The following is a 25,387-nucleotide window of genomic DNA, read 5'->3' on the forward strand; positions in this document are numbered from 1 at the left end:
ATTGCGGCCAAGGTAAGGTGGATCAGCCCAGAACCGCCAGCGCCGGGAAGGTTTCCAGCAGCCACCAGCTGAATTCGGTGAAGAGGCCCGTGATCAGCATGATGCCCACGAACAGAAGCAGCCCGCCCATAACCTTCTCGATCGTGCCCATATAGGGTTTGATACGGTTCATGACACCCATCGAGCGATTCAGGAACATCGCAGCCAACAGGAACGGAATACCCAAACCCGCCGCATAGACGCCGAGCAACAAAGTACCCCGTGCGACTGATGCCTCAGATGCGGCCAGCGACAGGATCGCGCCTAGCTGAGGGCCAATGCACGGCGTCCAGCCAAAGGCAAATGCGAGACCCAGAATATAGGCGCCAAAGACCGAGCCGCCGGAGTCTCCGGTTTCCACCCGCGCCTCGCGATCCAGTAGAGGGATACGGAACACGTTCAGAAAGTGCAGACCAAAGACAATCACCACCGCACCCGAGAGCTTGGCGAAAAGAACCTGATTTTTCAGAACAAACGCCCCAAAGGCCGAGGCTGTAAAGCCAAGCAGCAGGAATACGGTCGACAGACCCAGAACGAAGAACAAGGCGGTCAAAGTCGCCTTGCGCCGGGCGCGGGCCTGATCTTGCATTTCGTTAATGCTGACGCCGCTCATATACGCCAGGTACGGCGGCACGATAGGCAGCACGCAAGGCGACAGAAAGCTGATCAAACCGCCGATCAGGGCGATGAACATGGCAGGCAGCAGACCCGCGTCGATGATATCTATTCCGAACATGTTTCAGCACATATGGTAAGAAGGCGGCTTCGTCACGGGGCTATTAAGTCACATCATCGTGGTTGCGCGCTGGACACTGCGCCTTGGGCGAAATATCTGAGCCTTATGTCTAATCCTACTGAAACCCTCGATGCCCTGGGCCTGTTGTGCCCCTTGCCTGTGTTGAAAGCGCGCAAAAGGTTGAAGTCCTTGCCCGGTGGAGCAGTATTGCGCGTGCTGGCGGATGATCCTGCGGCGATTGTTGATGTCCCGCATTTTTGTTCGGAGAGCGGCCACACCCTACTGTCGCAAGGCGAAGAGAACGGCCATCAGGTGTATCTGATCCAAAAAGCGGGCTAAGTCGCAGGCAATCGAATCGAAAAAGGCGGGCCTCAAGCCCGCCTTTTCTTTTTTAGCTTCTCATTTTAGCTTCCGAGCGACCACCAGCCGCGCCGTTTAGGCTTGGGCGGCTCCGCCGGTTGTTCCGGCTCTTCCGCAACCGTTTCCAGAACGGGTTCGGCTGGGGTTTCCTCAACTACGGGTGCGGCTTCAACCTCGGCAACCTCTTCGACCGGAACAGGTTCTTCGACTGGAGCGGGCTCCTCAGCCGGTTGAGCTTCGACCAGTTCTTCTGCTTCCACCGCCTCGGCAGGCGCTGCCGCTCCAACCGCCTCAGCAGGTTCTGCGGCGTCTTGAGCTGGTTCCGGTGTGGCTTCGGCAACCTCAGCGACGTCCGCCGGAGCCTCTTCGGCCTGTTCCGGAGCCGTCTCAGTTTCAGCAACCACATCGGCCGTTTCCACCGGGGCGTCTTCCTGGGCCTCAGCCACCTGTTCGGGGGCATCCTGCGCTTCGGCTTCCACGTCTTTCTTCTTGCGACGCGGCGCACGGCGGCGCTTGGGCTTGGCGGGCTTTTCGTCCTCGTCCGATGCCTCAGCAGCGTCTTCCTTCTTAGCTTCGTCCGAGGAAACCTCCGCAGCAGTATCTTCAGCCGCTTCCGATGCCTCAGCTTCATGCTGATCGTTGCCGCCCTTCTTGCGGCGACGGCGACGACGCTTGCGCTTGGGCTTGGCTTCTTCTTCGGCCTGAACCGCTTCTTCTTCGGCCTCTTCCTCTTCGGTTGCGTCAACCAGATCCATCAGCGATGCATCGACGGAGACGACCGGAGCGGTCGCTTCGGGCACGATCCGGCTTGCCGTCTTGAACTTCTCCAGCGAGAAATCGGGGCTGACCAGATGCATGTCGCCTTCGACGCGCACGGACAGCCCGTAACGCGACTCGATCTGGGCGATATGTTCGCGTTTCTGGTTCATCAGGAAGTTGGCAATGCTGACCGGGCAGCGCACCAGAACTTCGCGAGAGCGACGGCGGGTGCCTTCCTCTTCGATCTGACGCAGGATTGACAGCGCCATGTTGTCGTCCGAGCGGATCAGACCGGTGCCATGACAGGCCGGGCATGGCTGAGTCGTCGCCTCAAGCATACCGGGGCGCAGGCGCTGGCGGCTCATCTCCAACAGGCCAAAGCCCGAGATGCGGCCCACCTGAATGCGCGCGCGGTCGGTTTTCAGCTTGTCTTTCAGGCGTTTCTCAACGGCCGTGTTGTTCTTGCGCTCGTCCATATCGATGAAGTCGATGACAATCAGACCGGCAAGGTCACGCAGACGCAACTGGCGCGCCACTTCCTCGGCCGCCTCAAGGTTGGTCTTGAGCGCGGTTTCCTCGATCGAGCCTTCCTTGGTCGCCCGGCCCGAGTTCACGTCGATCGCCACCAGCGCTTCGGTCACGCCAATCACGATATAGCCACCGGATTTCAGCTGCACGGTCGGGTTGAACATCCCGGCCAGATAGCTTTCCACCTGATAGCGCGCGAACAGAGGCAGCGCGTCCTCATACCGTTTTACGTTTTTGGCATGGGACGGCATGATCATCTTCATGAAGTCCTTGGCGATACGGTAACCGCCCTCGCCTTCTACAAGAACCTCGTCGATGTCCCGGTTATAGAGATCCCGGATCGACCGTTTGATCAGGTCGCCTTCCTCATAGATTTTTGCGGGCGCGATGGATTTCAGCGTAAGCTCGCGAATCTGCTCCCACATGCGCTGCAGGTATTCATAGTCGCGCTTGATCTCGGACTTCGTGCGTTTGGCCCCTGCGGTCCGGATGATCAGGCCGGCGCCAGTTGGCACGTCAATCTCGGCAGCGATTTCCTTCAGCTTCTTGCGGTCGGGCGCATTGGTGATCTTGCGGCTGATGCCGCCGCCGCGTGCGGTGTTAGGCATCAGGACGCAGTAGCGACCGGCCAGCGAAAGATAGGTGGTCAGCGCGGCGCCCTTGTTGCCCCGCTCTTCCTTGACGACCTGCACCAGCAGAACCTGGCGCACTTTGATCACTTCCTGGATCTTGTAGCGGCGCGGGCGCGGCTTGCGCGGAGGACGGATATCCTCGCTGTCGTCCTCATCGGCGACCGATTCAATCGAATCATCCTTGGCGGTCGCATCAGACTTTTTCTCTTCGTCGTCTGAGTCGTCACCTTCGGCAGGCTCTGTCTCAGCGGTTTCTGCCTCAGGCTCAGCCTGCGCGGCTTCCTCAGAGTCAACCTCGGCTTCTTCCGCATCAGCAGTAGCTTCGGGCTGTTCTTCCGCCTCGGTTTCAGCCTGCTCTTCAGAGATCGCCTCAACGGTCTCGACCTCAATAGCTTCAACCTCAGTAGTCTCTTCCTCAGCAGCCGGAGCGTCAGTGGCCTCAGATGCTTCATCCTCAGACGGTTCTTCCACCGGCGTCTCAGCAACCGTCTCCATTGGAGAGGTCCCCTCGGGCACAGTCAGATCATCACTCTCTTCGCTGTCGTCGAGATCAATGGTCTCCATACCCGTTGGCTCGGACGAGACATCCAAGGTCTCGACCGGGTCGTTCGACTTGACGTCCGCTGCCTTGCTGCGCGACCGCGAGCGGCGTTTCTTGGGCTTTGCTTCCTCGGCCTCATCACGCGCCTTCATCGCCTCGGCATAGGCGCGCTCTTCCTCCATCAGCGCCTCACGGTCGGCGACGGGGATCTGATAATAGTCGGGATGAATCTCCGAAAACGCCAGGAAACCATGGCGATTGCCGCCATAGTCCACGAACGCCGCCTGCAGAGACGGTTCGACCCGGGTAACTTTTGCTAGATAGATATTGCCAGCAAGCTGGCGTTTGTTTTCGGATTCAAAATCGAACTCCTCGACCTTGTTTCCGTCAACCACCACAACCCGAGTTTCCTCGGCGTGGGTGGCATCGATAAGCATTTTCTTAGCCATGTGTCCTTGATGCACCGCGCCAAACGCGTTGTCCTGACCCATCCAGGCGGACAGGCACTTTTGGGGAGGTGTCTTGTACGGGCGATATCAGACGGCGCGCGGCAGGGTCTGGCGCTGTGGCCCCCTGCCCGGTCTCTCAAACGTTGCGCGCGCGTCATCGCGGTTCTTCTCCGACAGGCGCGATCTTGGTCGCCGCCTGCCCATTTATTCCTTTCGCCCGGAATTTTCCGGGCTCAGGCACTCCATTGCCCCGATCGGGGCACAATCGGTCTGCCATGCCGTGAAAGATGGATCATCACATGCGGCACAGCAGCGAAACTCAAAAAAGCGGGACTTATGGGCGTCAAAATCGCCATGCCCGTTCGGACACAATAAAAGCAGTCCTGTGGAAAAGACAATGGGCAAACGTCACGCGACCGAGAAAGCAACATAATTGACAGCGAGGTCGCAAACAGAACAGACTTAAATCTACCGCTGTTCAGGATGGGGCTGCAAGTCCGAGGAACTGAATGCACAACGAAATTTGGAAAATACGTCTGATCAGCCGCACGATTGGCGCGGATCGTGGGCGTGCGGCGCGGGGACGCCCAGTACAGGTCTGATTTTGATCGCAATCTCAATCACCTGAATAATCGGATACCCACAATGAACGAACAAACTCGCAGCTCTGCACGAACTGGCGGACGCGCAGCGCGTCGTGCCGCCCGCGCCGCAGCCCTGCCCGACCATCTGCGCCCGGTCCGCCCGGGGATGGAGGGCGGCACCTACAAGCCTCTGACCCAAGCGCAGATGGAGCGTATTCACGAAGCGGCGCTTCAGGCTCTGGAAACCATCGGGCTGGCGGACGCTCCGCAAAGCGGGATCGACTATCTGGTGGGCGCTGGGTGCAGTCTTGGTGACGATGGGCGCATTCGTTTCACGCGTGCATTGGTCGAAGACACCATCGCCAAAGCAAACCGCTCTGTCACGTTGTATAGTCGAAACGGCAAGACCGATCTGGAGCTGAGTGGGACGAAGGTTCATTACGGCACAGCAGGTGCCGCGGTCAGCATGGTCGACGTGGATGGGCGAAACTACCGCGACTCGACCGTACAGGACCTGCACGATGCCTCTCGCATTTGTGAGCAACTGGACAATATCCACTTCGTTCAGCGCCCCATGGTGTGCCGCGACATCGCCGACAACCTCGAGATGGATCTGAACACGATCTACGCGGCATGCGCAGGTACGTTTAAACATATCGGCACCTCTTTTACCGAACCCAGCCACGTCGCCCCAGCGATGGAGATGATCCACATGATCGCCGGCGGTGAGGATAAATGGCGCGAACGTCCGTTTATCTCGAACTCGAACTGCTTTGTTGTGCCACCTATGAAATTCGCAACTGAAAGCTGCGAAGTCATGGAAGCGGTCATCAAAGCGGGAATGCCGGTCCTGTTGCTGTCCGCTGGCATGGCCGGAGCAACCGCACCGTCGACCATCGCAGGGGCCATCACTCAAGCCACAGCGGAATGCCTGGCCGGTCTGGTCTACGTAAATGCCGTCGTGCCTGGCGCGCCCGCCGTCTTTGGCACATGGCCCTTCGGTTTGGACCTGCGCACCGGGGCGATGTCCGTGGGATCGGGCGAACAGGCGCTGCTGAGCGCGGGATGCGCCCAGATGCATAATTTCTACAACCTTCCGGGTGGAACCGCTGCCGGAGCGTCGGATTCGAAACTGCCCGACATGCAGGCCGGATGGGAGCAGATGTGTTCAAACGTCATGACCGGCCTATCCGGCGCCAATATGATCTACGAGGCTGCCGGTATGCACGCGTCCCTTCTCGGGTTCTGCCTTGAGAGCCTGATCCTGGGCGATGACCTGATCGGACAGGCACAACGCTGCGTGCGTGGAATTGAGGTGTCGGACGAAACCCTGGCGCTGGATCAAATCGCCGAGGTGTGTATGGGCGGGCCCGGCCACTATCTCGGTACGGATGCAACGCTCAGCCGGATGCAGGCGGACTATGTGTACCCGACATTCGGCGACCGCACCTCACCCAAGGAATGGGCCGAATTGGACAAGCCTGACCTGATCGAAAAAGCCGTCGCGCGGAAAAACGAAATCCTATCCAGCCCGTCTGCAGCGAATTTCGACCCTCTGCTGGACGCGGAAATTCGCGCCAAGTTCAACATTCACTTGCCACTGTAAGAAATTGAAAAGCGGCCCGATATTACTCGGGCCGCTGTCTAATTCAGCAATCAGCCGTTGCTTGGGGGCAGCAGACCGGCTTCTTGCGCAATGGCGATTTCATCCGCATCCAATGCGCCATCCCCATTTGCATCCATGGCCGAGAACGTATCGGCGTTAACCTCGGGCACGACGGCTTGAACCTCTTCGATGGTCAACACGCCATCTCCATTTGCGTCGGCTGCCGATTGTGCAGTGGCCAGAGTGGGCATTGCGAGTGCTACAGCCGCGAGAGCGGTCAGATATTTCGGTGTCATAAGTTTGCCTCCTGAGTGAATATTTGGATTTTGCGTCCGGACGAGCGCAAGAAACCTCAGGACCGAGCCACCGTCACCCGTATAGCGAGATCGAGGCCACTTCGCGCCAATCTCCGCGTGTTTGGCCGAGTCGCCTCTGCGGCTTGTTGCCGGGCAAAAATCCCCCATCGCGCCTCGGCAGAACTTGCCCGACGGTTTTGAGGTGATCTGGCAAAACTCAGCTTAGCGGCCGGTCGTTGAACAAAAAGAAAGGGGGCCGAAGCCCCCTGTCAGTTTCGCCTTCCAGGCTCATTTCGTTGACCGCCCGGTATTTTTTTGCCTGCGGCCTGGACTGCGCATGGGGCGAGCGCACCCGCCCCGTGAAAGAGTGGGAGGGAGCAATATTCCGCCCCACCCTGTTCCCGGCCAACACGGGCATGTCGGCCGAGTGGAACATGGCTTTGATGGTAAGTCTCAGCGCCACGCTCCGTATTCGTCGGGGCCGGTACATAAGGCAGCGACCGACCCCTGCACCCCGGGTTGCCAGGGCGCTAAACTCAGCTACACCCGCTTGTCGCGCCGCAGGTGTTGCACTTCATGCAGGTGCCGTTGCGCACCAGCGTGTAGTTTCCGCATTCGCCGCAAGGGTCCCCTTCATAGCCCTGCATCTTGGCTTTGGTCCGTGCGTCCATGCCGGTCGCCACTGCCGTTTCCGCCGACGATTCAAACGCGGCTGCCGGTTCGGACATTCCGTTGAGCTCGGCTTGCGGGTTGAACATCGCCAGGTCCTGCGGCAGACGCTTGCGCAGATACCCAGTTGAGCTGATTTGCTTCAGCACTTCCAAAGACTTGGACGCTGCTGTGTCACTGATCTCGGAGACGTTCGAGACGCCTTCTTCCTCACCACGGCCCAGATCATCAAAGCTCGCGCCTTCGGGTTTCACATGGGCCAGATCGGTGCGGTCCAGATAGGACACGGCCAGTTCGCGGAAGATGTAGTCCAAGATCGATGTCGCGTTCTTGATCGAGTCGTTGCCCTGCACCATCCCAGCCGGTTCGAACTTGGTGAACGTAAAGGCGTCGACGAATTCCTCGAGCGGTACGCCGTATTGCAGGCCGACCGACACCGCGATGGCAAAGTTGTTCATCATCGCCCGGAAGCCCGCGCCTTCCTTGTGCATGTCGATGAAGATCTCGCCCAGCTTGCCGTCTTCGAACTCGCCGGTCCGCAGGTAAACCTTGTGGCCACCGACGATCGCCTTTTGGGTGTAGCCCTTGCGGCGATGGGGTAGTTTCTCGCGATGGCTGCGGATCATTTCCTTAACCACAACCTTCTCGATCACCTTTTCGGCCAGAACGACGGCTTTTTCCTGCGTCGAGCCGCTTTCCAGCACTTCCGCAGCTTCGTCGTCATCTTCGACCAGCGCCGCCGCCAAAGGCTGCGACAGTTTCGAGCCATCACGATAGAGCGCGTTCGCCTTAACACCCAGCGACCAACTGAGTTCGTATGCCTTCTGGCAATCCTCAATGGTCGCGTCGTTCGGCATGTTGATCGTCTTCGAGATCGCACCCGAGATAAAGCTCTGCGCAGCCGCCATCATAGTGATGTGGCTATCAACCCCAAGGAAACGCTTGCCTTTCTTGCCGCACGGGTTGGCGCAGTCGAAGATCGAATAGTGCTCTTCCTTCAGATGCGGCGCGCCTTCCAGCGTCATGGTTCCGCAGACATGATCGTTGGCCGCGTCGATATCGGCCTTGGTAAAGCCCAGATGGCGCAGCAGATCGAAAGTCGGGTCGTTCAACTTGGTCGCCGGAATGCCCAGTACGCCGGTGCAGAAATCCTCACCCAATGTCCATTGGTTGAAGACGAACCGGATGTCGAAGGCGCTTTCCAGTGCAGCGTCTACTTTAGCCAGCTCATTCGGGCCAAAACCATGGCCGGTCAGCGAGGTATGGTTGATGCCCGGCGCGTTGCCGATCGTGCCGTGGCCAACCGCGTAGCCCACGATCTCTTCGATCTCAGACGAGGAATAGCCCAGCTTCTCCAGCGCCGACGGCACCGAGCGGTTGATGATCTTGAAGTAGCCGCCACCCGCGAGCTTCTTGAACTTTACCAGAGCAAAATCCGGCTCGATCCCTGTGGTGTCACAATCCATTACCAGACCGATGGTGCCGGTGGGCGCGATCACGGTGGCCTGCGCGTTGCGGTAACCGTTCTGTTCACCAAGGCTCAGTGCCTCGTCCCATGCCGACATGGCCAGATCGACCAGACGTTTGTCCGGGCAGTTGTTGTGGTCCAGAGGCACGGGCTTTACGGCCAGTTTCTCATACCCATTGGCCACGCCTTGCGCTGCACGGCGGTGGTTGCGAATGACGCGCAGCATGTGGTCCGCGTTGCGCTCATAGCCCTTGAACGGACCCAGCTCTCCGGCGATCTCAGCCGAGGTCGCATATGCCACACCAGTCATGATTGCGGTCAGCGCGCCACAGATCGACCGACCCTCGTCCGAGTCGTAGCTGTAGCCCATGTTCATCAGCAGACCGCCGATATTGGCATAGCCCAGACCCAAGGTGCGGAAATCATAGGAGAGTTTGGCGATTTCCTTCGACGGGAACTGCGCCATGGTCACCGAGATTTCCAACGTCAGGGTCCACAGGCGCGCCGCATGCATGTAATCAGCCGCTTGGAACTCGCCATCCTTCAGGAATGTCAGCAGGTTCATCGACGCGAGGTTACAGGCCGTATCGTCCAGGAACATGTATTCCGAACACGGGTTTGAGCCGCGAATCTCACCATCTTCGGGACATGTGTGCCACTCGTTGACCGTGTCATGGAACTGGATGCCCGGATCGGCGCAGGCCCAAGCGGCGTGACCGACTTTCTCCCACAGATCGCGTGCTTTTACGGTCTTGGCGACCTTGCCGTCGGTCCGGTTGATCAATTCCCAATCGGCGTCTTTCTCAACAGCGGTCAGGAACGCATTAGTCACGCGGATCGAGTTGTTCGAGTTCTGACCCGAGACCGAGCTATAGGCCTCCGAATCCCAGTCCGTGTCGTAGGTGGGGAACTCGATGCTGTCGTGACCCTGCCGCGCATAGTCCAGCACGCGCTTGATGTAAGTCTCGGGGATCGCGACCTTTTTGGCCGCACGAACCGCTTTCTTCAAACTATCATTCTTGTTGGGATCATACGCATCGTCCTGCGCACCGTCCCAGCTGCGGATGGCCTCGAAAATGCCGTTCAGCATCTTCTCGTGCATCTTCGATCCGGCAACGATCGAGGCCACCTTCTGCTCTTCGATCACCTTCCATTCGATGAATTGCTCGATGTCCGGGTGATCCGCATCGACGATCACCATCTTTGCTGCTCGACGGGTTGTCCCGCCTGATTTGATCGCGCCAGCGGCGCGGTCGCCGATCTTGAGAAAGCCCATTAGGCCCGAGGACTTGCCGCCACCCGACAACGCTTCGCCTTCTGCACGCAGATGGCTGAAATTGGTGCCGGTTCCCGAGCCATATTTGAACAGGCGCGCCTCTCGCACCCACAGATCCATAATGCCGCCTTCGTTCACCAGATCATCATCGACGGACTGGATGAAGCACGCATGCGGCTGCGGGTGCTCGTAAGCGGATTTCGATTTGGTCAGTTTGCCGGTTTTGTAGTCGACATAGTGATGCCCCTGCGCCGGGCCGTCGATCCCGTAAGCCCAGTGAAGACCGGTGTTGAACCACTGAGGCGAGTTCGGCGCGGCACGCTGGGTCGCCAGCATGTAACGCATCTCGTCAAAGTAAGCGCGCGCGTCTTCCTCGGTTGAGAAATAGCCGCCCTTCCAGCCCCAATAGGCCCAAGCGCCCGCCAAACGGTCAAACACCTGTTTCGAAGATGTCTCACCTTCGAACTCGGCATCGTCAGTCGGGACCGAGCGCCACAGGAATTCAGGAACGCCCTTTTCTTTGACCTTCTTCAGCTTGCTGGGTACGCCCGCCTTACGGAAGTATTTCTGTGCGATGACATCACTGGCCACCTGGCTCCAGCTTGAGGGGACCTGGATATTGTCCAGACGAAAAACAATTGTGCCGTCAGGGTTTCGAATCTCGGACGTTGCCGAGACGAAATCGAGGTCCGCATACGCATCCTGCCCTGATTTGGTAAATTTTCTTTCAATCTTCATGTCCGCCGCCTTTTAATGTCCGTCTACCCTCGCTGCGGCTTGGGAAATGCAAAGCCACTAGCAATGCCGAACTTGACAGACGCAAAGGACCAACCGCTGCCCGTATGAGCGCGATACCGCCGCTGCGGTTGCACAAATGTACTCGTGTGCGTTCCGTCCCTGCCCTGCGCCCTCTCCGGCTTTCATACCAGATGTAGTGGCGTCATATTCGGCCCATACAATCTGGCGTATCTTTGCATATCAGGTCAACGACCTTTTTAAGTCATTTTTGAAATCTTTTGTGTTGACCTGTTTGTCGGGTGCATGGAGATCTGATTCCTCCACAGAGTGATCCACGGCGAGACGACGCCGATCGCAAAACCGGCTACATGAAATTGCCTTTTTTACCAGCATGGTTATCCGGGTTTGATCATCCAGACCTGTGCTGGCTAAGCTGGCAGGGAATCATGTTGTGGCCTTTCGGCCATATCCTTGCGTCAACCCATTGAACAAAGAGCAGGCAAAACGATGAAGTTGCTTCACCTCGCCCCGATAGGCGCCCTAATCGCGGCCTGCACAGCGCAAGAATTGCCAACGGCGTCGCGTAGCGCTCAATTCAGCGCCTACCCCGACAGGTTGTTCGAAACCTTCCAGACCAGTTGCGACGGCCCCGGCGAAACCTTCCAGAAAATCGACGCCAATTCTTATGAGTGCCGCGAGTTTCTACCACCGGATACCACAGCCTTTTTGATTCTCAGCTATGATGGCTCGCCCGAGGATCTGCCGCAGAGTATCATGCGCATGACCTCAACCAAAACCTCTGGCGGGTACCGCGTGGATGCGCGGCTGTTCTTTCAAGTGCCGCAGAAAAGCGGCGCAACCGTCGAAGTTCCCGTTGAAAGCAAAACGCTGGATAAAGCGCTGAGCGCGCTCTACCTAGCGATGGGTGGTTCACCAACATAAGTGAAGAAGTGGTCGGGGCGGCAGGATTCGAACCTACGACCCCCTGTACCCAAAACAGGTGCGCTACCAGACTGCGCCACGCCCCGAACCGTGCGCCGTTCCTAACGATGCTGATCTGATTTGAAAAGCCCTAACAGGGCCAAATCGCACTCGCTTGTGAAAAAATTTCGTGCCGCATCTGGGTGCCGGGCTGAATGCCGTAACGCGCGGACAAACCGGCGTTGATTTCAAGCACGGCAAAGATGTCGCCGCCCCCTTCAATCGGAGTCAGATCACCGGGAATCGCACCTTCATGCACGCGGGTCACAACGCCCGAGTGATCGACGAAAATCATGTCCAGAGGAATCAGCGTATTCTTCATCCAGAACGCCACCTGTTGCGGTGGGTCGTAGACGAAGAGCATGCCAGACCGGTTCGGCAAGTGCTCGCGGAACATCAGCCCGCGCGATTTCTCGGGACCGGTCACGGCCAGTTCAACATCAAATCGGACATGAGTCTGATCGTTGCGCAACTCTACCCGGTCAGGACGACATTCTGCGGCCACGCTTTCTGCCAGAAATGTCACGCATACTGCCAGAGAAGCCCAAAACCGCATCATGGTGTTAGTGATCCAGCGCCGCTTCCCAAGCCAAGACCTGAGCCGCCATACGGCCCCGTTTGCCATCAATCACCCGCATGGCAAGCGCTTCGCCCGGCTGCAGATCGGCAAGACCGGAACGGCGGAGAACCTCGATATGCAAAAACACATCCTCATCCCGGCCGAACACATTGGCGAAACCGAATCCCTTGCCTTTGTCGAACCATTTCACCCGTGCAGCTTCCAACGGCGCGGCCGCAATCGCCGCCGGATCCAGCTCGGCAAAGTCGGCCAACATCATTGAGTCGGCGCGCACCGGAGGATCGACAGCAACAACTTCGACCGCCTGAACACCGCGATCCGTACGATGGGTCATGATCTCGATGCCTGCCCCATCGGCGACCGAGCTCTGCCCGAAATTCCGCAACACGTTCACATGCAACAGAATATCCGGGCCGCCTTCATCAGACACAACGAACCCGTATCCCTTTGCGGGATCGAACCATTTTACGTGTCCACGAACGCGGTACATGTTGTTCAGGTCTTCAGGCACGGTGTTCCCATCGAATGATTTAGTAGTGCGTTAAGGTTTCGGTTTTTATGGCAATGGCAGGCAAATTCAAGCTGAAAAAAACCTTTGATTTCGGTCTGTTGCATTTCGCGATACGTGAACGTCATGGATTTAACCTCTGCACATCCCAAGCGGAACCCGGATCAGCCCTCCGCCATCTAAACCGATCATGCAGGCGAAATGCGCCGTCGGCCCAGAATTCAATTTCAGTCGGAACCAACCGGTATCCTCCCCAAAATGGAGGGCGTGGCGGATTGGATCCAAGTTTTGCCGTCACCTTGGCAACCTCGGCCATCAGGGCCGTTCGGCTGCTAAGGGGTTGCGACTGCTTAGACGCCCAAGCACCCAGCCGACTTTTCAGCGACCGTGACGCATAATATTCATCCGCCTTGGGCCCGCTTTCCCGACTGACTATACCACGAACACGAATCTGACGCCGCAAAGATTTCCAATGCATGACAAAAGCGGCTTTTTCAGCCTGATCCAACTCAGCCGCCTTGGCACTTTCATAGTTGGTATAGAAAACAAAGGCCTCCGGCTCGATGTCTTTCAAAAGTACCATGCGCGCGTTCGGCATGCCGTCTTTGTCAACGGTCGCCAGCGCAATCGCGTTCGGGTCATTCGGTTCATTCTGTTCGGCCTCACCCAACCACCGCGCCGCTATTTCAAACGGATCGGAGCCAGCAAAAATGCCATCACGCTCGGTCATTTCCATCCCCTGGAAAGTATTTGTCGGAAGCCTAGGGCGATTACCCGCCGCGGGCAAGACCACACGGCCTTGAAGCAGGGCAGTCAATGGCATAAACCCATCGCAACATAACGCGACGACAGGCGGAGAACCAATCATGTCAAATCAGTTGATGGCCGGAAAACGCGGCCTCATCATGGGACTGGCCAATGACAAATCAATCGCATGGGGAATCGCCCGCGCCTTGTCCAACGCCGGGGCCGAGCTGGCCTTTTCTTATCAGGGCGATGCTCTGAAAAAACGTGTCGACCCTCTGGCAGCGCAACTCGGTAGTGAAATCGTGCTGCCATGTGATGTCAGTGACGAGGCGTCGATCGACGCTCTGTTTACTTCACTGGAAGAGAAATGGGGCAAACTGGATTTCGTTGTCCACGCCATTGGTTTCTCGGACAAAAACGAGCTGCGCGGCCGCTATGTCGACACCAGCCGAGCAAACTTCAAACTAACTATGGATGTGTCCGTCTATTCCTTCACCGCCGTGATGCAGCGGGCCGAAAAGATGATGTCCGAGGACAGCAGCGCCATTACTCTGACGTATTACGGCGCCGAGCAGGTAATGCCCCATTATAATGTGATGGGTGTCGCTAAAGCCGCGCTCGAAGCGTCGGTCAAGTATCTCGCCGAAGATCTGGGCAAGGACGGTATCCGCGTTAACTCGATTTCCGCCGGCCCGATCAAAACACTGGCCGCCAGCGGCATCGGAGACTTCCGCTACATCATGAAGTGGAACGAATACAACTCGCCCCTGCGCCGCAACGTGACGATCGACGACGTGGGCAACTCGGCCCTGTATCTGCTGTCCGACCTCAGCAGCGGCGTCACCGGAGAGAATCTGCACGTGGATTCGGGGTATCACATCGTTGGCATGAAAGCCGTCGATGCCCCGGACGTTGAAAAGGGTTAAGACAACATGAGCGCCAAAGACCGCCTGCCCCACGAAAAAGGCTTCCACATCAGTTGGGATCAAATTCACCGCGACTCGCGCGCTCTGGCGTGGCGGCTGGATGGTCAAGGCCCGGATGATGGCGCATGGCGCGCTGTTGTTGCGATCACCCGCGGCGGCATGGCCCCTGCCATGATCGTCAGCCGCGAGTTGGACATCCGCACCGTCGACACAATCAGCGTCCGCTCGTATCACCATCAGGAACAAGGCGAAGCCGAAGTTTTGAAGGCACCAGATGCAAATCTGATGGGCGATGGTGAAGGCGTTCTGATCATCGACGATCTGGTCGATAGCGGCAAAACGCTGGAACTGGTGCGTGCGATGTACCCTAAGGCGCATTTCGCGACCGTCTATGCCAAGCCCAAAGGCCGTCCCATGGTGGACACGTTCATCACCGAAGTCAGCCAGGACACGTGGATCTTCTTCCCCTGGGATATGGCCCTGCAATATGTCGAGCCTTATCGCGGCACCGACTAACTTCTTCTGTTCAAAAATACCTCGGAGCGCGAGGCAGAGCCTCGCAAAGATTCTGCCATGTCCCAAACACGCACCCGGTCCACCTTCCCCCCTCCAGTAATGGAGGCGCGGCGTTGGTTGGACGGAGTCGTGTTTCATGACGACCAGCCCCTGATCAACGTCAGTCAAGCCGCGCCGGTTGACCCTCCGCCGTTGTCCATGCGCCAGGCTATGGCAGAGTTCGCGGTGACCGAGGACAGCGCTCATCTTTACGGGCCTGTGCTTGGCAATCACGATCTGCGCGCCGAATTGGCGACGCAAATCAGCGATCACTACGCAGGACAGGTTTCGCCAGATCAGATCGCCATAACGTCGGGATGCAATCAGGCATTCTCAGCTGTGATTTCATCGCTCACCGACGAGGGGGATGAGATCATCCTCCCAACCCCTTGGTATTTCAACCATAAAATGTGGTTGGACATGACAGGCGTGCGGGCCATTGACCTGCCCACGGGCGATGATCTGCTGCCCGACCCAGAGACGGCGCGCGCTTTGATCACCGATAAAACCCGCGCCATTTCTCTTGTGACACCAAACAACCCGGGCGGCGTCGAATACCCCGCCGAACTGCTCAGCGCCTTCTACGATCTCGCACGCGAGGCAGGCATTCGCCTGCTGGTCGATGAAACCTACCGCGATTTTGACAGCCGAAGTGGCCCTCCGCACGACCTGTTCCAAAAGCCCGGCTGGGATGAGACGCTGGTGCATCTCTATTCCTTCTCCAAAGCCTACCGCCTGACCGGACATCGCGTCGGCGCGGTTGCAACCAGCGCAAGTCTGCTGGCCGAGGCCGAGAAATTTCTAGACACTGTCGCCATCTGCCCTGGTCAAATCGGCCAGTTTGCCGCCCTTTGGGGCATGCAGAACCTGTCGCAATGGCTTGCCGGAGAGCGGGACGAAATCCTCGACCGCCGCGCAGCAATTGCTGAAGGCATGCCGCAGCTTGAGGCCAAAGGTTGGCGCTTGCTGGGTCTTGGTGCTTATTTCGCCTATCTCGAACACCCGTTCGACTTCCCGTCGGACGAGTTGGCGCAAAGACTGGTGCCTGAGGCCGGTATTCTGCTGCTGCCCGGCACCATGTTCATGCCTGATCATGACCCGGCTGGAAAACGTCAGGTGCGTATCGCCTTTGCCAATTTGGACCGCGCCGGGATCGCCCAATTGTTCGACCGGTTGCAGGCTCTGTCCTTCTAAGCTTGCCCCCCGGCGGTGCCCGTCGTATTCAGGGCCGCAACCAACAGGGCAAGCAGTAAGAGGGCATCATGGCCGCAGGCAAAAACAGCATCTCGAAAACCTTTGTCTGGATTCTGATGGGCCTTCTGTTCGTAGGCCTCGCAGGGTTTGGCGCCACTAGCCTGACCGGCACCATCCGCACGGTTGCGCAGGTCGGGGATGAGAGCATCTCGGTCGACGCCTATGTTCGTGAGCTTCAACGCGAAATCCGCGCGGTTGAGGCGCAGACCGGCCAAGCCCTGCAGATGTCTCAGGCGCGCGAGCTGGGTTTGGAACAGCTCGCCCTGTCCCGTCTGACCGCCTTAGCCGCTCTCGACAATGAGGTCGGTCAATTGGGCCTGTCCATCGGCGACGAGAACCTGCAGGACGAGATCGTCTCGATCCCGGCCTTTCAAGGCGTGAACGGCACGTTCGACCGCGAAGCTTATCGCTTTCAGCTGGAACAGATCGGGATGACCGATACCGAGTTCGAATCGGACCTGCGCAAAGAATCCTCGCGCACCATCGTGCAGGGCGCGATCATCGGGGGTGTCGAAATGCCCTCAACGCTGACCGACACCTTGACCAACTACATCGGCGCGCGCCGCAGCTTTACCGTGGCGACTTTGGGTGCGGATGCGCTGGAAACACCGGTGGGCGATCCGACCGATGCGCAAATCCAAGCCTACTACGACGAGAACACCGACCAATTCACCCTGCCCCGCACCAAGCGTCTGACCTATGCGATCCTGTCGCCAGAAATGCTGCTGGATACGGTCGAAGTGGATGAGGACACGCTGCGCCGCCTCTATGATGAGCGCGCCGATGAATACCAGCAGCCGGAGCGCCGCTTGGTCGAACGCCTGAATTTCCCGGATGAAGACTCTGCGAACAACGCCAAAGCCCAGCTTGAGGTCGGCGGCACAACCTTCGAGCAACTCGTACGCGAACGCGAGCTTGAGCTGAGCGACATTGATCTGGGCGACGTAACCCGCGACGATCTGGGCGAGGCCGCGGATGAGGTCTTTGCAGCGGAGTTGGACTCGGTCGTTGGCCCTCTGCCCTCCGTGTTCGGCCCGGCGCTGTTCCGCATCAACGGTTCGCTGGCCGCCAACAACGTCCCGTTCGAGGATGCCGAGCCTGTCCTGCGGGAAGAACTGGCCTCGGATCGCGCGCGTCGTCTGATCGAAGCACAATCCGAAGACATCAACGATATGCTCGCCGGTGGTGCCACGCTCGAAGAGCTGGCCCAGGAAACCGACATGGAGCTGGGCCAAATCGACTGGACCCGCGACAGTGTGGATGAAGTTGCCGCCTATGACGGCTTCCGCAGCGCGGCCGAGGCAGTACGCGACGGCGACTTCCCCGAGATCGACTTCTTGGAAGACGGCTCGATTTTCGCTCTGCGTCTGAACGAAGAACTGGCGCCACGCCCAGAGCCTCTGGACAGCGCCCGTGACCGCGTCGCTGCTGCCTGGATTGCCGCCGAGACAGCAAAAGCACTGCAAGAGCAGGCCAATTCTGTCGTCACCACCCTGGCAACGGATGGCGATTTCACCGCCACCGGCCTGCCGTTCCGCGTGGAAAACGCGCTGACGCGGACTGCGTTCCTGGATGACGTCCCTGCAAACTTCATGAACGAAGTCTTCGAGATGGAGCCGGGCGACCTGCGCGTCATTGGCGGCGAAGGAACTGCCCTGATCGTTCGTCTGGACGAGGTTCTGCCCCCGGCCGAAAGCGATGAGCTGCGTCAACTGAGCGACGCTCTGTCCGCGCAAATGAATCAGGCGCTGGCGCAGAACATCTTTGACGCCTATGTGCGCGACGCCCAAACCCGCGCGCGCCCGGTTGTCGACCAGCAGGCCCTGAACGCCGTACAGGCGAGTTACTGAACGAGACCCAAATGGCCCTGACACCCGAATATGAAAGCTTCGCGCGCGCTTATGAAGCGGGCGAAAACCAGGTCGTTTATACGCGACTTGCGGCTGATCTCGACACGCCTGTTTCACTGATGCTGAAACTGACCGGCGCGCAGAAGGATGCGTTTGTGCTGGAATCGGTCACCGGCGGCGAGGTGCGCGGGCGTTACTCGATCATCGGTATGAAGCCCGATCTGATCTGGCGCTGCCGGGGCGAGGAGTCCGAGTTGAACCGCTCGGCCCGGTTCGATGGCGAAGCCTTCACGCCGCAAGACGGCAATCCGATGGACAACTTGCGCGCGCTGCTAGCCGAAAGCCGCATCGACCTGCCCGATGATCTGCCTCAGGCGGCGGCTGGGCTGTTCGGCTATCTGGGCTATGACATGGTCCGTCTGGTCGAATATCTGCCCGATGTGAACCCCGACCCGCTGGGCTTGCCCGACGCCATCATGCAACGCCCCTCGGTCATTGCGGTGCTGGACGGCGTAAAGGGCGAAGTGACAGTCGTCTCCCCGGCGTGGGTGACCGAAGGCCAGTCGGCGAAGGCCGCCTATGCGCAGGCAGCCGAGCGTGTGATGGACGCGGTGCGTGATCTGGAACGCGCCATGCCTGCCGAAACCCGCGACCTTGGGGACGCGCATGAGGTCGCACCGCCAGTGTCGAATTTCACCAGATCCGGCTATATGGAGGCGGTCGAAAAGGCCAAGGAATACATCCGCGCGGGTGATATCTTTCAGGTCGTCCCGGCCCAACGCTGGACGCAGGACTTCCCGCTGCCGCCTTTTGCGCTCTACCGATCACTCCGCCGCACCAACCCGTCGCCCTTCATGTTCTATTTCAACTTCGGAGGCTTTCAGGTCGTGGGTGCCAGCCCCGAGATTCTGGTGCGCGTCTTCGGCAGCGAAGTGACAATCCGCCCCATCGCCGGTACGCGTCCGCGTGGCGTGACCCCGGAAGAGGACAAGGCGAACGAACTTGACCTGCTGGCCGACAAAAAGGAACTTGCCGAGCATCTGATGCTGCTGGATCTGGGTCGCAACGACACCGGCCGGGTCGCCAAGATCGGCACCGTTCGCCCGACCGAAGAGTTCATCATCGAACGCTACAGCCACGTGATGCATATCGTCTCGAACGTGGTAGGAGAGCTGGCCGAAGACAAAGACGCGCTGGATGCGTTCTTTGCCGGAATGCCCGCTGGCACCGTGTCCGGTGCACCCAAGGTTCGCGCGATGGAGATCATTGACGAGCTGGAGCCTGAAAAACGCGGCGTTTATGGCGGCGGTGTTGGCTATTTCAGTGCGGGCGGCGACATGGATATGTGTATCGCCCTGCGCACGGCCATCGTGAAGGATCACAAGCTTTATATTCAGGCCGGTGGCGGCGTGGTCTACGACAGCGACCCCGAGGCCGAATACATGGAAACGGTCCATAAATCCAACGCCATACGACGCGCAGCGGCAGACGCAGCCCGGTTCACGGGCAACCGAAACTCATAAAGAAAGGGCGGCTGATCACTTGATCAACCGCCCTTCACTTTTCTGCTGATCCGCTACTGAACCTCGCGTTTCATAACCGCCGAGATCGGCGCCATGGCGACACGGTTGCCGCGATCCTCAAGACCCCACAGCAGCAGGGCCGAGATCGTTTCGGGGCGCACGCGTCCCAGCATTACAACCGTCCCCTCCTGCCCGGCGCGGAATGCCGCCTGATCCAGGAAACGACGCATGATCTTTGGGTCCTGCCGCGCACCATCGATATCGCGGAACACCACGCCAGAGGGGATGCCATTGCGTGCGGCCAGTTTCTGCACCGTGTTCAGGCCGTTATCTTGCGTGATTAACCCACGACCGGTGGCCGCCGCAATCGACGCAACCTGATCGGCCAGTTTCCGATTGCCCTGAATTCCGCTTTCGACACCTTCCAGAATACCAACTGTCTCGTGCAGCGTGTCCAACCATACGGCCATCGACACCTCGGCATCCTGCGCGCTGGCGGATTCATGCAGATCGGCCATGGCCAGAACCTCAAAACCCGCGGCGCGGTGGCGCGCCATTTTCTCGGCGGCGTCGGGATCAGAGGGGCTGATCGCGAAGCTGACGGGATACGGGAAGTCCTGCAACGCTTCGGCTCCGAAAGAGCCCTCATCATCGATCAGAATAATCGACATCAACGGCTTTGCTTCGGGGTTTTCAAAGCTGGCAGCGTAGTCCTCGATCGGCTTTCCGGTCATCTCTTCTACGACTGCTTCATTGGTTTCAACCGGGGCATCGTCCCGTTCGGTCAGGGGGACAACGCGCGTGCCAACCAGTGTGTTGGTCGAGGTCGTGTCTTCTCCGCCAATCTGGGGAAGTGCGGCAAGTTTGGGCAGATTGCGGGGCAAAGTATCCTCATCCCCTTCCACCGCGATTGGGCTGTTTTCAAATGGATTCTCTTCATCTAACTCGGCCTCTTCCGGTGCAAGCTGCAACGGCAGTTCAGGCAAAAGCGTCGCCACATCTTCTGGCTCGGCAGAGGGTTCCGGGGCTTCATCCACAACAACCGGCGCCGCGTCTGTTTCCGGCAAGGCGGGGGCGGTACTGGGTGCCTGCGGAGCAGCCGGCGCGTCAGTCATCACGGTAACGCTGGTTTGATCTTCGGCCTCAGGTTCCTGCAACTCGGCCTGAGGCTCCTGCAACGCGTCCCCGGCTTCAGCCACGACAGGCTGTTCGTCCGGCACTGTTTCCAGATCGGACAGATCAAGCGCCTCGTCCGGCTCTTCGGCGGGTTTCGGCCCAGCAGGCGGCAGTTCGACAAGATCTGCGTCCGACGGGGTCTCGGCGATTTGTTCCGGCGCTTCGGGTGTTTCCACATCTACCGGTTCGGGAGCCTGGGTCTTGACCACCGGCTTATTGGCCAGCGGCGTGTTGAGCGACAACATCACCCCCACGATCAAAACAACGACCGCCCCGACGATCATTCCTCCGAAAAATCCACGCATTGCTCGTGCCTCTCGACTTTAATCTTGCCTCGCCCATCCTGCGCCATCTTCTGTGGCGCTCGACCTGATGGCGGGTCTAGAACGGGATGTCCTCTTGACGCTGCCTCACAGGCCTGAGCATGTATGTTCCGACATTATACCGTGGCCCGGGGCTGCATCGCCAGCCTGAAATGCCCAAACGAAGACAAGTGCCAAATGCTGCTGCTGATCGACAACTACGACTCGTTTACATACAACCTGGTGCATTATCTGGGCGAACTTGGGGCCGAAATGGTCATTCGCCGAAATGATGCGCTGGATGTGCAAGAGGCCATGGCGATGAACCCCGCCGGTATCCTGCTGAGTCCCGGCCCCTGCGACCCGGATCAGGCGGGCATCTGTCTTGCCCTGACCAAAGCCGCCGCCGAGACCAAAACTCCGCTGTTAGGTGTGTGCTTGGGGCACCAGACCATCGGGCAGTCTTTTGGTGGCAAGGTCGTGCGCTGCCATGAGATCGTGCATGGCAAGATGGGTACCATGAACCACACCGGCAAAGGTGTTTTCGCAGGGCTTCCTTCGCCCTTTGAGGCCACGCGTTATCACTCGCTGGTTGTTGAACGCGAGAGCCTACCCGACTGCCTTGAGATCACGGCCGAGCTGGAAGACGGCACCATCATGGGGCTGCAGCACAAAGAGCTGCCCATCCACGGTGTCCAGTTCCACCCGGAATCCATCGCGTCCGAGCATGGCCACGCCCTGCTCAAAAACTTCCTGCAAGAGTTGAAAGTCCCCGCATGAGCGACGCACTGAAACCGCTGATCGGAGCGTCCGCCGACCGCCCTCTGACCCGTGCCGAGGCCGAACAGGCTTTTGCCATCCTCTTCGACGGCGAAGCCACGCCCAGCCAGATCGGCGGTCTTTTGATGGCGATGCGCACGCGCGGCGAAACGGTTGAGGAATACGCCGCCGCCGCCGCCGTGATGCGCGCCAAATGCAACGCGGTGAAGGCACCCGAGGGCGCGATGGACATCGTTGGAACGGGCGGTGATGGCAAGCACACCCTCAACATTTCCACCGCGACGGCCTTTGTGACGGCCGGGGCCGGTGTGACGGTCGCCAAACACGGCAACCGCAACCTCAGCTCGAAATCGGGGACTGCTGATCTGCAGTCGCAGATGGGGATCAACGTGATGGTTGGCCCTCAAGTTGTTGAAAAGGCGCTGAATGAGGCCGGTATCTGTTTCATGATGGCCCCGATGCACCACCCTGCGATTGCCCATGTCATGCCCTCGCGGCAAGAGCTTGGAACCCGCACGATCTTCAACATTCTCGGGCCATTGACCAACCCTGCAGGCGTGAAGCGTCAGCTAACCGGTGCCTTCACGCGCGAGCTGATCCGCCCTATGGCCGAAACGCTGGGTCTGCTGGGGTCTGAGCGCGCTTGGCTGGTACATGGTTCAGACGGCACGGATGAACTGACAATCACCGGCATAAGCTGGGTCGCCGCTTTGGAGGACGACCGCATCAAGGAGGTCGAACTGCATCCCGAAGATGCTGGCCTGCCCGTCCATCCGTTCGAAGACATCGTCGGCGGCACACCCGAAGACAACGCCGTCGCGTTCCGCGCTCTACTCGACGGCGCGCCCTCGGCCTATCGCGATGCGACGCTGTTGAACGCGGCGGCCGCTCTGGTCGTGGCTGATGCCGCGTCAGATCTGCGCGAAGGTGTTGAAATGGCTGCTGAAAGCATCGACAGTGGCAAAGCAAAAGAAAAAGTTACCGCGCTGGCGCGGATCACACAGGAAGCTGCATGACCGAGACCGTTCTGGACAAAATCAAAGCCTACAAGCTGGAAGAAATCGAAGCGGACAAGGCGCAAAAATCCCTGGATGAGCTTGAAAGCGAAGCCAGGAGCGCACCCGAGGTTCGCGGCTTTGCCGAAGCTCTGCGTAAAGCCGCCCGGTCTGGCTATGGCCTGATTGCCGAGGTGAAAAAGGCCAGCCCGTCCAAAGGTTTGATCCGTCCCGACTTTGATCCGCCGCTTCTGGCGAAAGCCTATGAAGAAGGCGGTGCGGCCTGTTTGTCGGTTTTGACCGATACACCCAGTTTCCAGGGTTCGAAAGACTACCTGACCGCCGCACGTGCCGCGACCAACCTGCCCGCGCTGCGCAAGGATTTCATGTACGACCCCTATCAGGTCGTCGAGGCGCGTGCCTTGGGCGCCGACTGCATCCTGATAATAATGGCCTCGGTCGAGGACACTCAGGCCGCCGAGTTGGAACAGACAGCGTTCGACTGGGGTATGGACGTCCTGATCGAGGTTCACGATCAGGAAGAGTTGGAGCGCGCAACAGAACTCAAGAGCCCGTTGATCGGGATAAATAACCGTAATCTCAAGACCTTCGAGACAACTCTGGATACAACGCGCCGCCTGTCCAAGCTGGTGCCTGGAGATCGCACCATCGTCTGTGAAAGCGGCTTGAGCACGCCCGAGGATCTGGCGGATATCGCCCGCTACGGCGCGCGCTGCTTCCTGATCGGTGAAAGCCTAATGCGGCAGGATGACGTCACCGCGGCCACCCGCCACATCCTCTCCAACCCGCTGATCCCCGGAGTGATGTGATGCCTCTCACCCATTTTGATGCCCAGGGACAGGCTCATATGGTCGATGTCTCGGATAAAGAGGTGACCGACCGCGTGGCCGTAGCCGCCGGTCACATCAAGATGGCCTTGGAAACCTTTGATTTGATTTCAGGAGGTCGCGCCAAGAAAGGTGACGTTCTGGGTATCGCGCGGCTTGCGGGGATCATGGGTGCCAAGAAAACCCCAGACCTGATCCCGCTGTGCCACCCTCTGCCGGTGACCAAGGTCGCGGTCGAGTTGACGCTTGATCCCGAACTGCCCGGCGTTCAGATCGAGGCGACCGTCAAGACCTCGGGCCAGACCGGGGTTGAGATGGAGGCCCTGACCGCCGTTTCGACCGCAGCGCTGACCGTCTATGATATGACCAAGGCGGTCGACAAAGCGATGGAGATAGGCGGCATTCGCGTATTACTGAAAGACGGCGGCAAATCAGGGCGTTACGAGGCGACATGATCACTGTCGAAGACGCCCGCGCCCTGCTTTTTGATCTGGTTGAGACCCTTCCCGCAGAAACCGTCCCTTTGGCCGAGGCCGCAGGTCGTGTCCTGTCGCAGGACGTGAGCGCAACGCGCGATCAACCGCCTTTCGCGGCCTCATCCATGGATGGCTATGCAGTCAAAGCGGCCGAGGTCGAATTGCACGCCATGTTCAAACTGGTGGGTGAATCAGCAGCTGGAAATCTCTTTGACGGCGTAGTGGGTCCGGGTCAGGCCGTACGGATTTTTACCGGCGCACCAGTGCCGGAAGGTGCTGATTTCGTTGTGATTCAGGAAGATGTCGACCGTAAGGGCGACCTGATCACCATCAGCGACGATCCCGGCCAAAAGACCAATATCCGACCGGCAGGCATTGACTTCACCAAAGGCACAACAATCACCGCCCCACGCGTGATCCGCCCTGAGGATATAGCGCTTATGGCGGCGATGAATATCCCTCAGGTCCCCGTGACGCGGAAACCTCAGATCGCGTTGATCTCGACCGGGGACGAGTTGGTGATGCCCGGAGAAGTTCCGGGTCCGGATCAGATCATCGCGTCGAATACGTTCGGTTTGAAGGCGCTGTTGGAGCGTGAAGGCGCGCATGTTCGCATTCTCCCCATCGCGCGGGATACCGCATCGTCGCTGGAAACCGCCTTTGGACTGGCCAAAGGCGCGGATCTTGTGGTCACGATCGGAGGCGCCTCCGTCGGCGACTATGATCTTGTGTCTGACGTCTCCGAGGCGTTGGGCATGGATCGGTCCTTCTACAAGATCCGCATGCGACCCGGAAAACCTCTGATGGCCGGTCGCATGGGGGATGCCGCGATGGTCGGGTTGCCCGGAAACCCTGTGAGTGCAATGGTTTGCGGCTATTTGTTCCTTGTTCCTCTGGTACGGCGGATGCTGGGGCTGGAGGCCGTTCTCAACCCGTTCAAAACAGCCGTACTGACCGAACCGCTTGCAGCCAATGGTCCGCGTGAACACTACATGCGCGCTATTGTCGATGAAAACGGCGTTCGGGCCTGCGCGAATCAGGACAGTTCCTTGCTGAGTGTTCTGGCCGACGCCAATGCTTTACTGATGCGCCCGCCTCAGGATCCGGCCTTGCCCGAAGGGACCCAAGTTCACTACCTGCAGCTGTAGAACATCCCCAAAATCGTTGACACAAAACGTGAACATGCGTAGAACAAATGCAAACGC

21 protein-coding genes and 1 tRNA gene are annotated in these 25,387 nt (G+C 58.9%); 13 read left to right on the forward strand and 9 right to left on the reverse strand.

Annotated features, from left to right (window positions below):
* Positions 1–22: 22 nt before the first annotated feature.
* Positions 23–775: a cytochrome c biogenesis CcdA family protein gene (locus ACR0I8_RS01305; protein ID WP_170373794.1), complete on the reverse strand. Its 753-nt coding sequence runs from the start codon at positions 773–775 to the stop codon at positions 23–25.
* A gap of 105 nt (positions 776–880) precedes the next feature.
* On the opposite strand from ACR0I8_RS01305, the gene ACR0I8_RS01310 reads away from it, so the two are divergent.
* The gene (locus ACR0I8_RS01310; protein WP_170373795.1) at positions 881–1,114 is read left to right on the forward strand and encodes a sulfurtransferase TusA family protein; all 234 of its coding nucleotides are present in this window, start codon (positions 881–883) and stop codon (positions 1,112–1,114) included.
* A gap of 65 nt (positions 1,115–1,179) precedes the next feature.
* Here ACR0I8_RS01310 and ACR0I8_RS01315 read toward each other — a convergent pair whose 3' ends face one another.
* Entirely contained in the window at positions 1,180–4,044 is a 2,865-nt protein-coding gene (locus ACR0I8_RS01315; RefSeq protein WP_170688710.1) for a ribonuclease E/G, read from the reverse strand.
* Positions 4,045–4,689: 645 nt separating this feature from the next.
* Here ACR0I8_RS01315 and ACR0I8_RS01320 point away from each other — a divergent pair.
* Entirely contained in the window at positions 4,690–6,234 is a 1,545-nt protein-coding gene (locus ACR0I8_RS01320) for a trimethylamine methyltransferase family protein (protein ID WP_170688711.1), read from the forward strand.
* Positions 6,235–6,284: 50 nt separating this feature from the next.
* Here ACR0I8_RS01320 and ACR0I8_RS01325 read toward each other — a convergent pair whose 3' ends face one another.
* Positions 6,285–6,530, reverse strand: a complete 246-nt coding sequence (locus tag ACR0I8_RS01325) for an EF-hand domain-containing protein (protein ID WP_170373797.1) — start codon at positions 6,528–6,530, stop codon at positions 6,285–6,287.
* A 536-nt stretch (positions 6,531–7,066) separates the two neighbouring features.
* Positions 7,067–10,681, reverse strand: coding sequence for a vitamin B12-dependent ribonucleotide reductase (locus tag ACR0I8_RS01330; protein WP_170688712.1), 3,615 nt, complete (start codon positions 10,679–10,681; stop codon positions 7,067–7,069).
* Positions 10,682–11,188: 507 nt separating this feature from the next.
* On the opposite strand from ACR0I8_RS01330, the gene ACR0I8_RS01335 reads away from it, so the two are divergent.
* The gene (locus ACR0I8_RS01335) at positions 11,189–11,623 is read left to right on the forward strand and encodes a hypothetical protein (protein ID WP_170688713.1); all 435 of its coding nucleotides are present in this window, start codon (positions 11,189–11,191) and stop codon (positions 11,621–11,623) included.
* Positions 11,624–11,632: 9 nt separating this feature from the next.
* Here ACR0I8_RS01335 and ACR0I8_RS01340 read toward each other — a convergent pair.
* The 4 genes from ACR0I8_RS01340 to pdxH form a co-directional block, all read right to left on the reverse strand.
* Positions 11,633–11,709: transfer RNA gene (locus ACR0I8_RS01340), tRNA-Pro, on the reverse strand.
* A gap of 44 nt (positions 11,710–11,753) precedes the next feature.
* On the reverse strand, positions 11,754–12,221 hold the full coding sequence (locus tag ACR0I8_RS01345; RefSeq protein ID WP_170688714.1) for a DUF192 domain-containing protein: 468 nt from the start codon (positions 12,219–12,221) through the stop codon (positions 11,754–11,756).
* 4 nt (positions 12,222–12,225) lie between these two features.
* Positions 12,226–12,753 carry a cold-shock protein gene (locus tag ACR0I8_RS01350; RefSeq protein WP_170373801.1) on the reverse strand — a complete coding sequence of 176 codons (528 nt, stop codon included), beginning with the start codon at positions 12,751–12,753 and terminating at the stop codon, positions 12,226–12,228.
* Positions 12,754–12,874: 121 nt separating this feature from the next.
* Positions 12,875–13,480, reverse strand: a complete 606-nt coding sequence (pdxH, locus tag ACR0I8_RS01355) for a pyridoxamine 5'-phosphate oxidase (protein ID WP_170373802.1) — start codon at positions 13,478–13,480, stop codon at positions 12,875–12,877.
* Positions 13,481–13,616: 136 nt separating this feature from the next.
* On the opposite strand from pdxH, the gene fabI reads away from it, so the two are divergent.
* From fabI to trpE, 5 genes are all read left to right on the forward strand, one after another.
* The gene (fabI, locus tag ACR0I8_RS01360) at positions 13,617–14,423 is read left to right on the forward strand and encodes an enoyl-ACP reductase FabI (protein ID WP_170373803.1); all 807 of its coding nucleotides are present in this window, start codon (positions 13,617–13,619) and stop codon (positions 14,421–14,423) included.
* A gap of 6 nt (positions 14,424–14,429) precedes the next feature.
* Complete coding sequence (gene gpt / locus ACR0I8_RS01365) at positions 14,430–14,939, forward strand: xanthine phosphoribosyltransferase (RefSeq protein WP_170373804.1); 510 nt, start codon at positions 14,430–14,432, stop codon at positions 14,937–14,939.
* Between the two features lie 57 nt (positions 14,940–14,996).
* Positions 14,997–16,172, forward strand: coding sequence for an aminotransferase (locus ACR0I8_RS01370; protein WP_170688715.1), 1,176 nt, complete (start codon positions 14,997–14,999; stop codon positions 16,170–16,172).
* A 68-nt stretch (positions 16,173–16,240) separates the two neighbouring features.
* Positions 16,241–18,082: a SurA N-terminal domain-containing protein gene (locus tag ACR0I8_RS01375; RefSeq protein ID WP_170688716.1), complete on the forward strand. Its 1,842-nt coding sequence runs from the start codon at positions 16,241–16,243 to the stop codon at positions 18,080–18,082.
* Positions 18,083–18,093: 11 nt separating this feature from the next.
* Positions 18,094–19,605, forward strand: a complete 1,512-nt coding sequence (gene trpE, locus ACR0I8_RS01380) for an anthranilate synthase component I (RefSeq protein ID WP_170688717.1) — start codon at positions 18,094–18,096, stop codon at positions 19,603–19,605.
* Between the two features lie 53 nt (positions 19,606–19,658).
* Here trpE and ACR0I8_RS01385 read toward each other — a convergent pair whose 3' ends face one another.
* Complete coding sequence (locus tag ACR0I8_RS01385) at positions 19,659–21,086, reverse strand: polysaccharide deacteylase family 2 protein (RefSeq protein WP_170688718.1); 1,428 nt, start codon at positions 21,084–21,086, stop codon at positions 19,659–19,661.
* Between the two features lie 195 nt (positions 21,087–21,281).
* Here ACR0I8_RS01385 and ACR0I8_RS01390 point away from each other — a divergent pair, with 195 nt between their 5' ends.
* The 5 genes from ACR0I8_RS01390 to ACR0I8_RS01410 are packed head-to-tail and all read left to right on the forward strand — an operon-like array spanning position 21,282 to position 25,330.
* A complete protein-coding gene (locus ACR0I8_RS01390; protein ID WP_170688980.1) occupies positions 21,282–21,863 on the forward strand; it encodes an aminodeoxychorismate/anthranilate synthase component II in 582 nt (193 codons plus the stop codon).
* Positions 21,860–22,879, forward strand: coding sequence for an anthranilate phosphoribosyltransferase (gene trpD / locus ACR0I8_RS01395; protein ID WP_170688719.1), 1,020 nt, complete (start codon positions 21,860–21,862; stop codon positions 22,877–22,879). Before ACR0I8_RS01390 ends, trpD begins: the two co-directional genes overlap by 4 nt.
* Positions 22,876–23,688 carry an indole-3-glycerol phosphate synthase TrpC gene (gene trpC, locus ACR0I8_RS01400; RefSeq protein WP_170688720.1) on the forward strand — a complete coding sequence of 271 codons (813 nt, stop codon included), beginning with the start codon at positions 22,876–22,878 and terminating at the stop codon, positions 23,686–23,688. The genes trpD and trpC overlap by 4 nt, the downstream gene beginning before the upstream one ends.
* On the forward strand, positions 23,688–24,161 hold the full coding sequence (gene moaC / locus ACR0I8_RS01405) for a cyclic pyranopterin monophosphate synthase MoaC (RefSeq protein ID WP_170688721.1): 474 nt from the start codon (positions 23,688–23,690) through the stop codon (positions 24,159–24,161). The genes trpC and moaC overlap by 1 nt, the downstream gene beginning before the upstream one ends.
* Positions 24,158–25,330, forward strand: coding sequence for a molybdopterin molybdotransferase MoeA (locus tag ACR0I8_RS01410; protein WP_170688722.1), 1,173 nt, complete (start codon positions 24,158–24,160; stop codon positions 25,328–25,330). Before moaC ends, ACR0I8_RS01410 begins: the two co-directional genes overlap by 4 nt.
* Positions 25,331–25,387: the final 57 nt, after the last annotated feature.

This window comes from Ruegeria sp. BG9 (assembly GCF_056538305.1).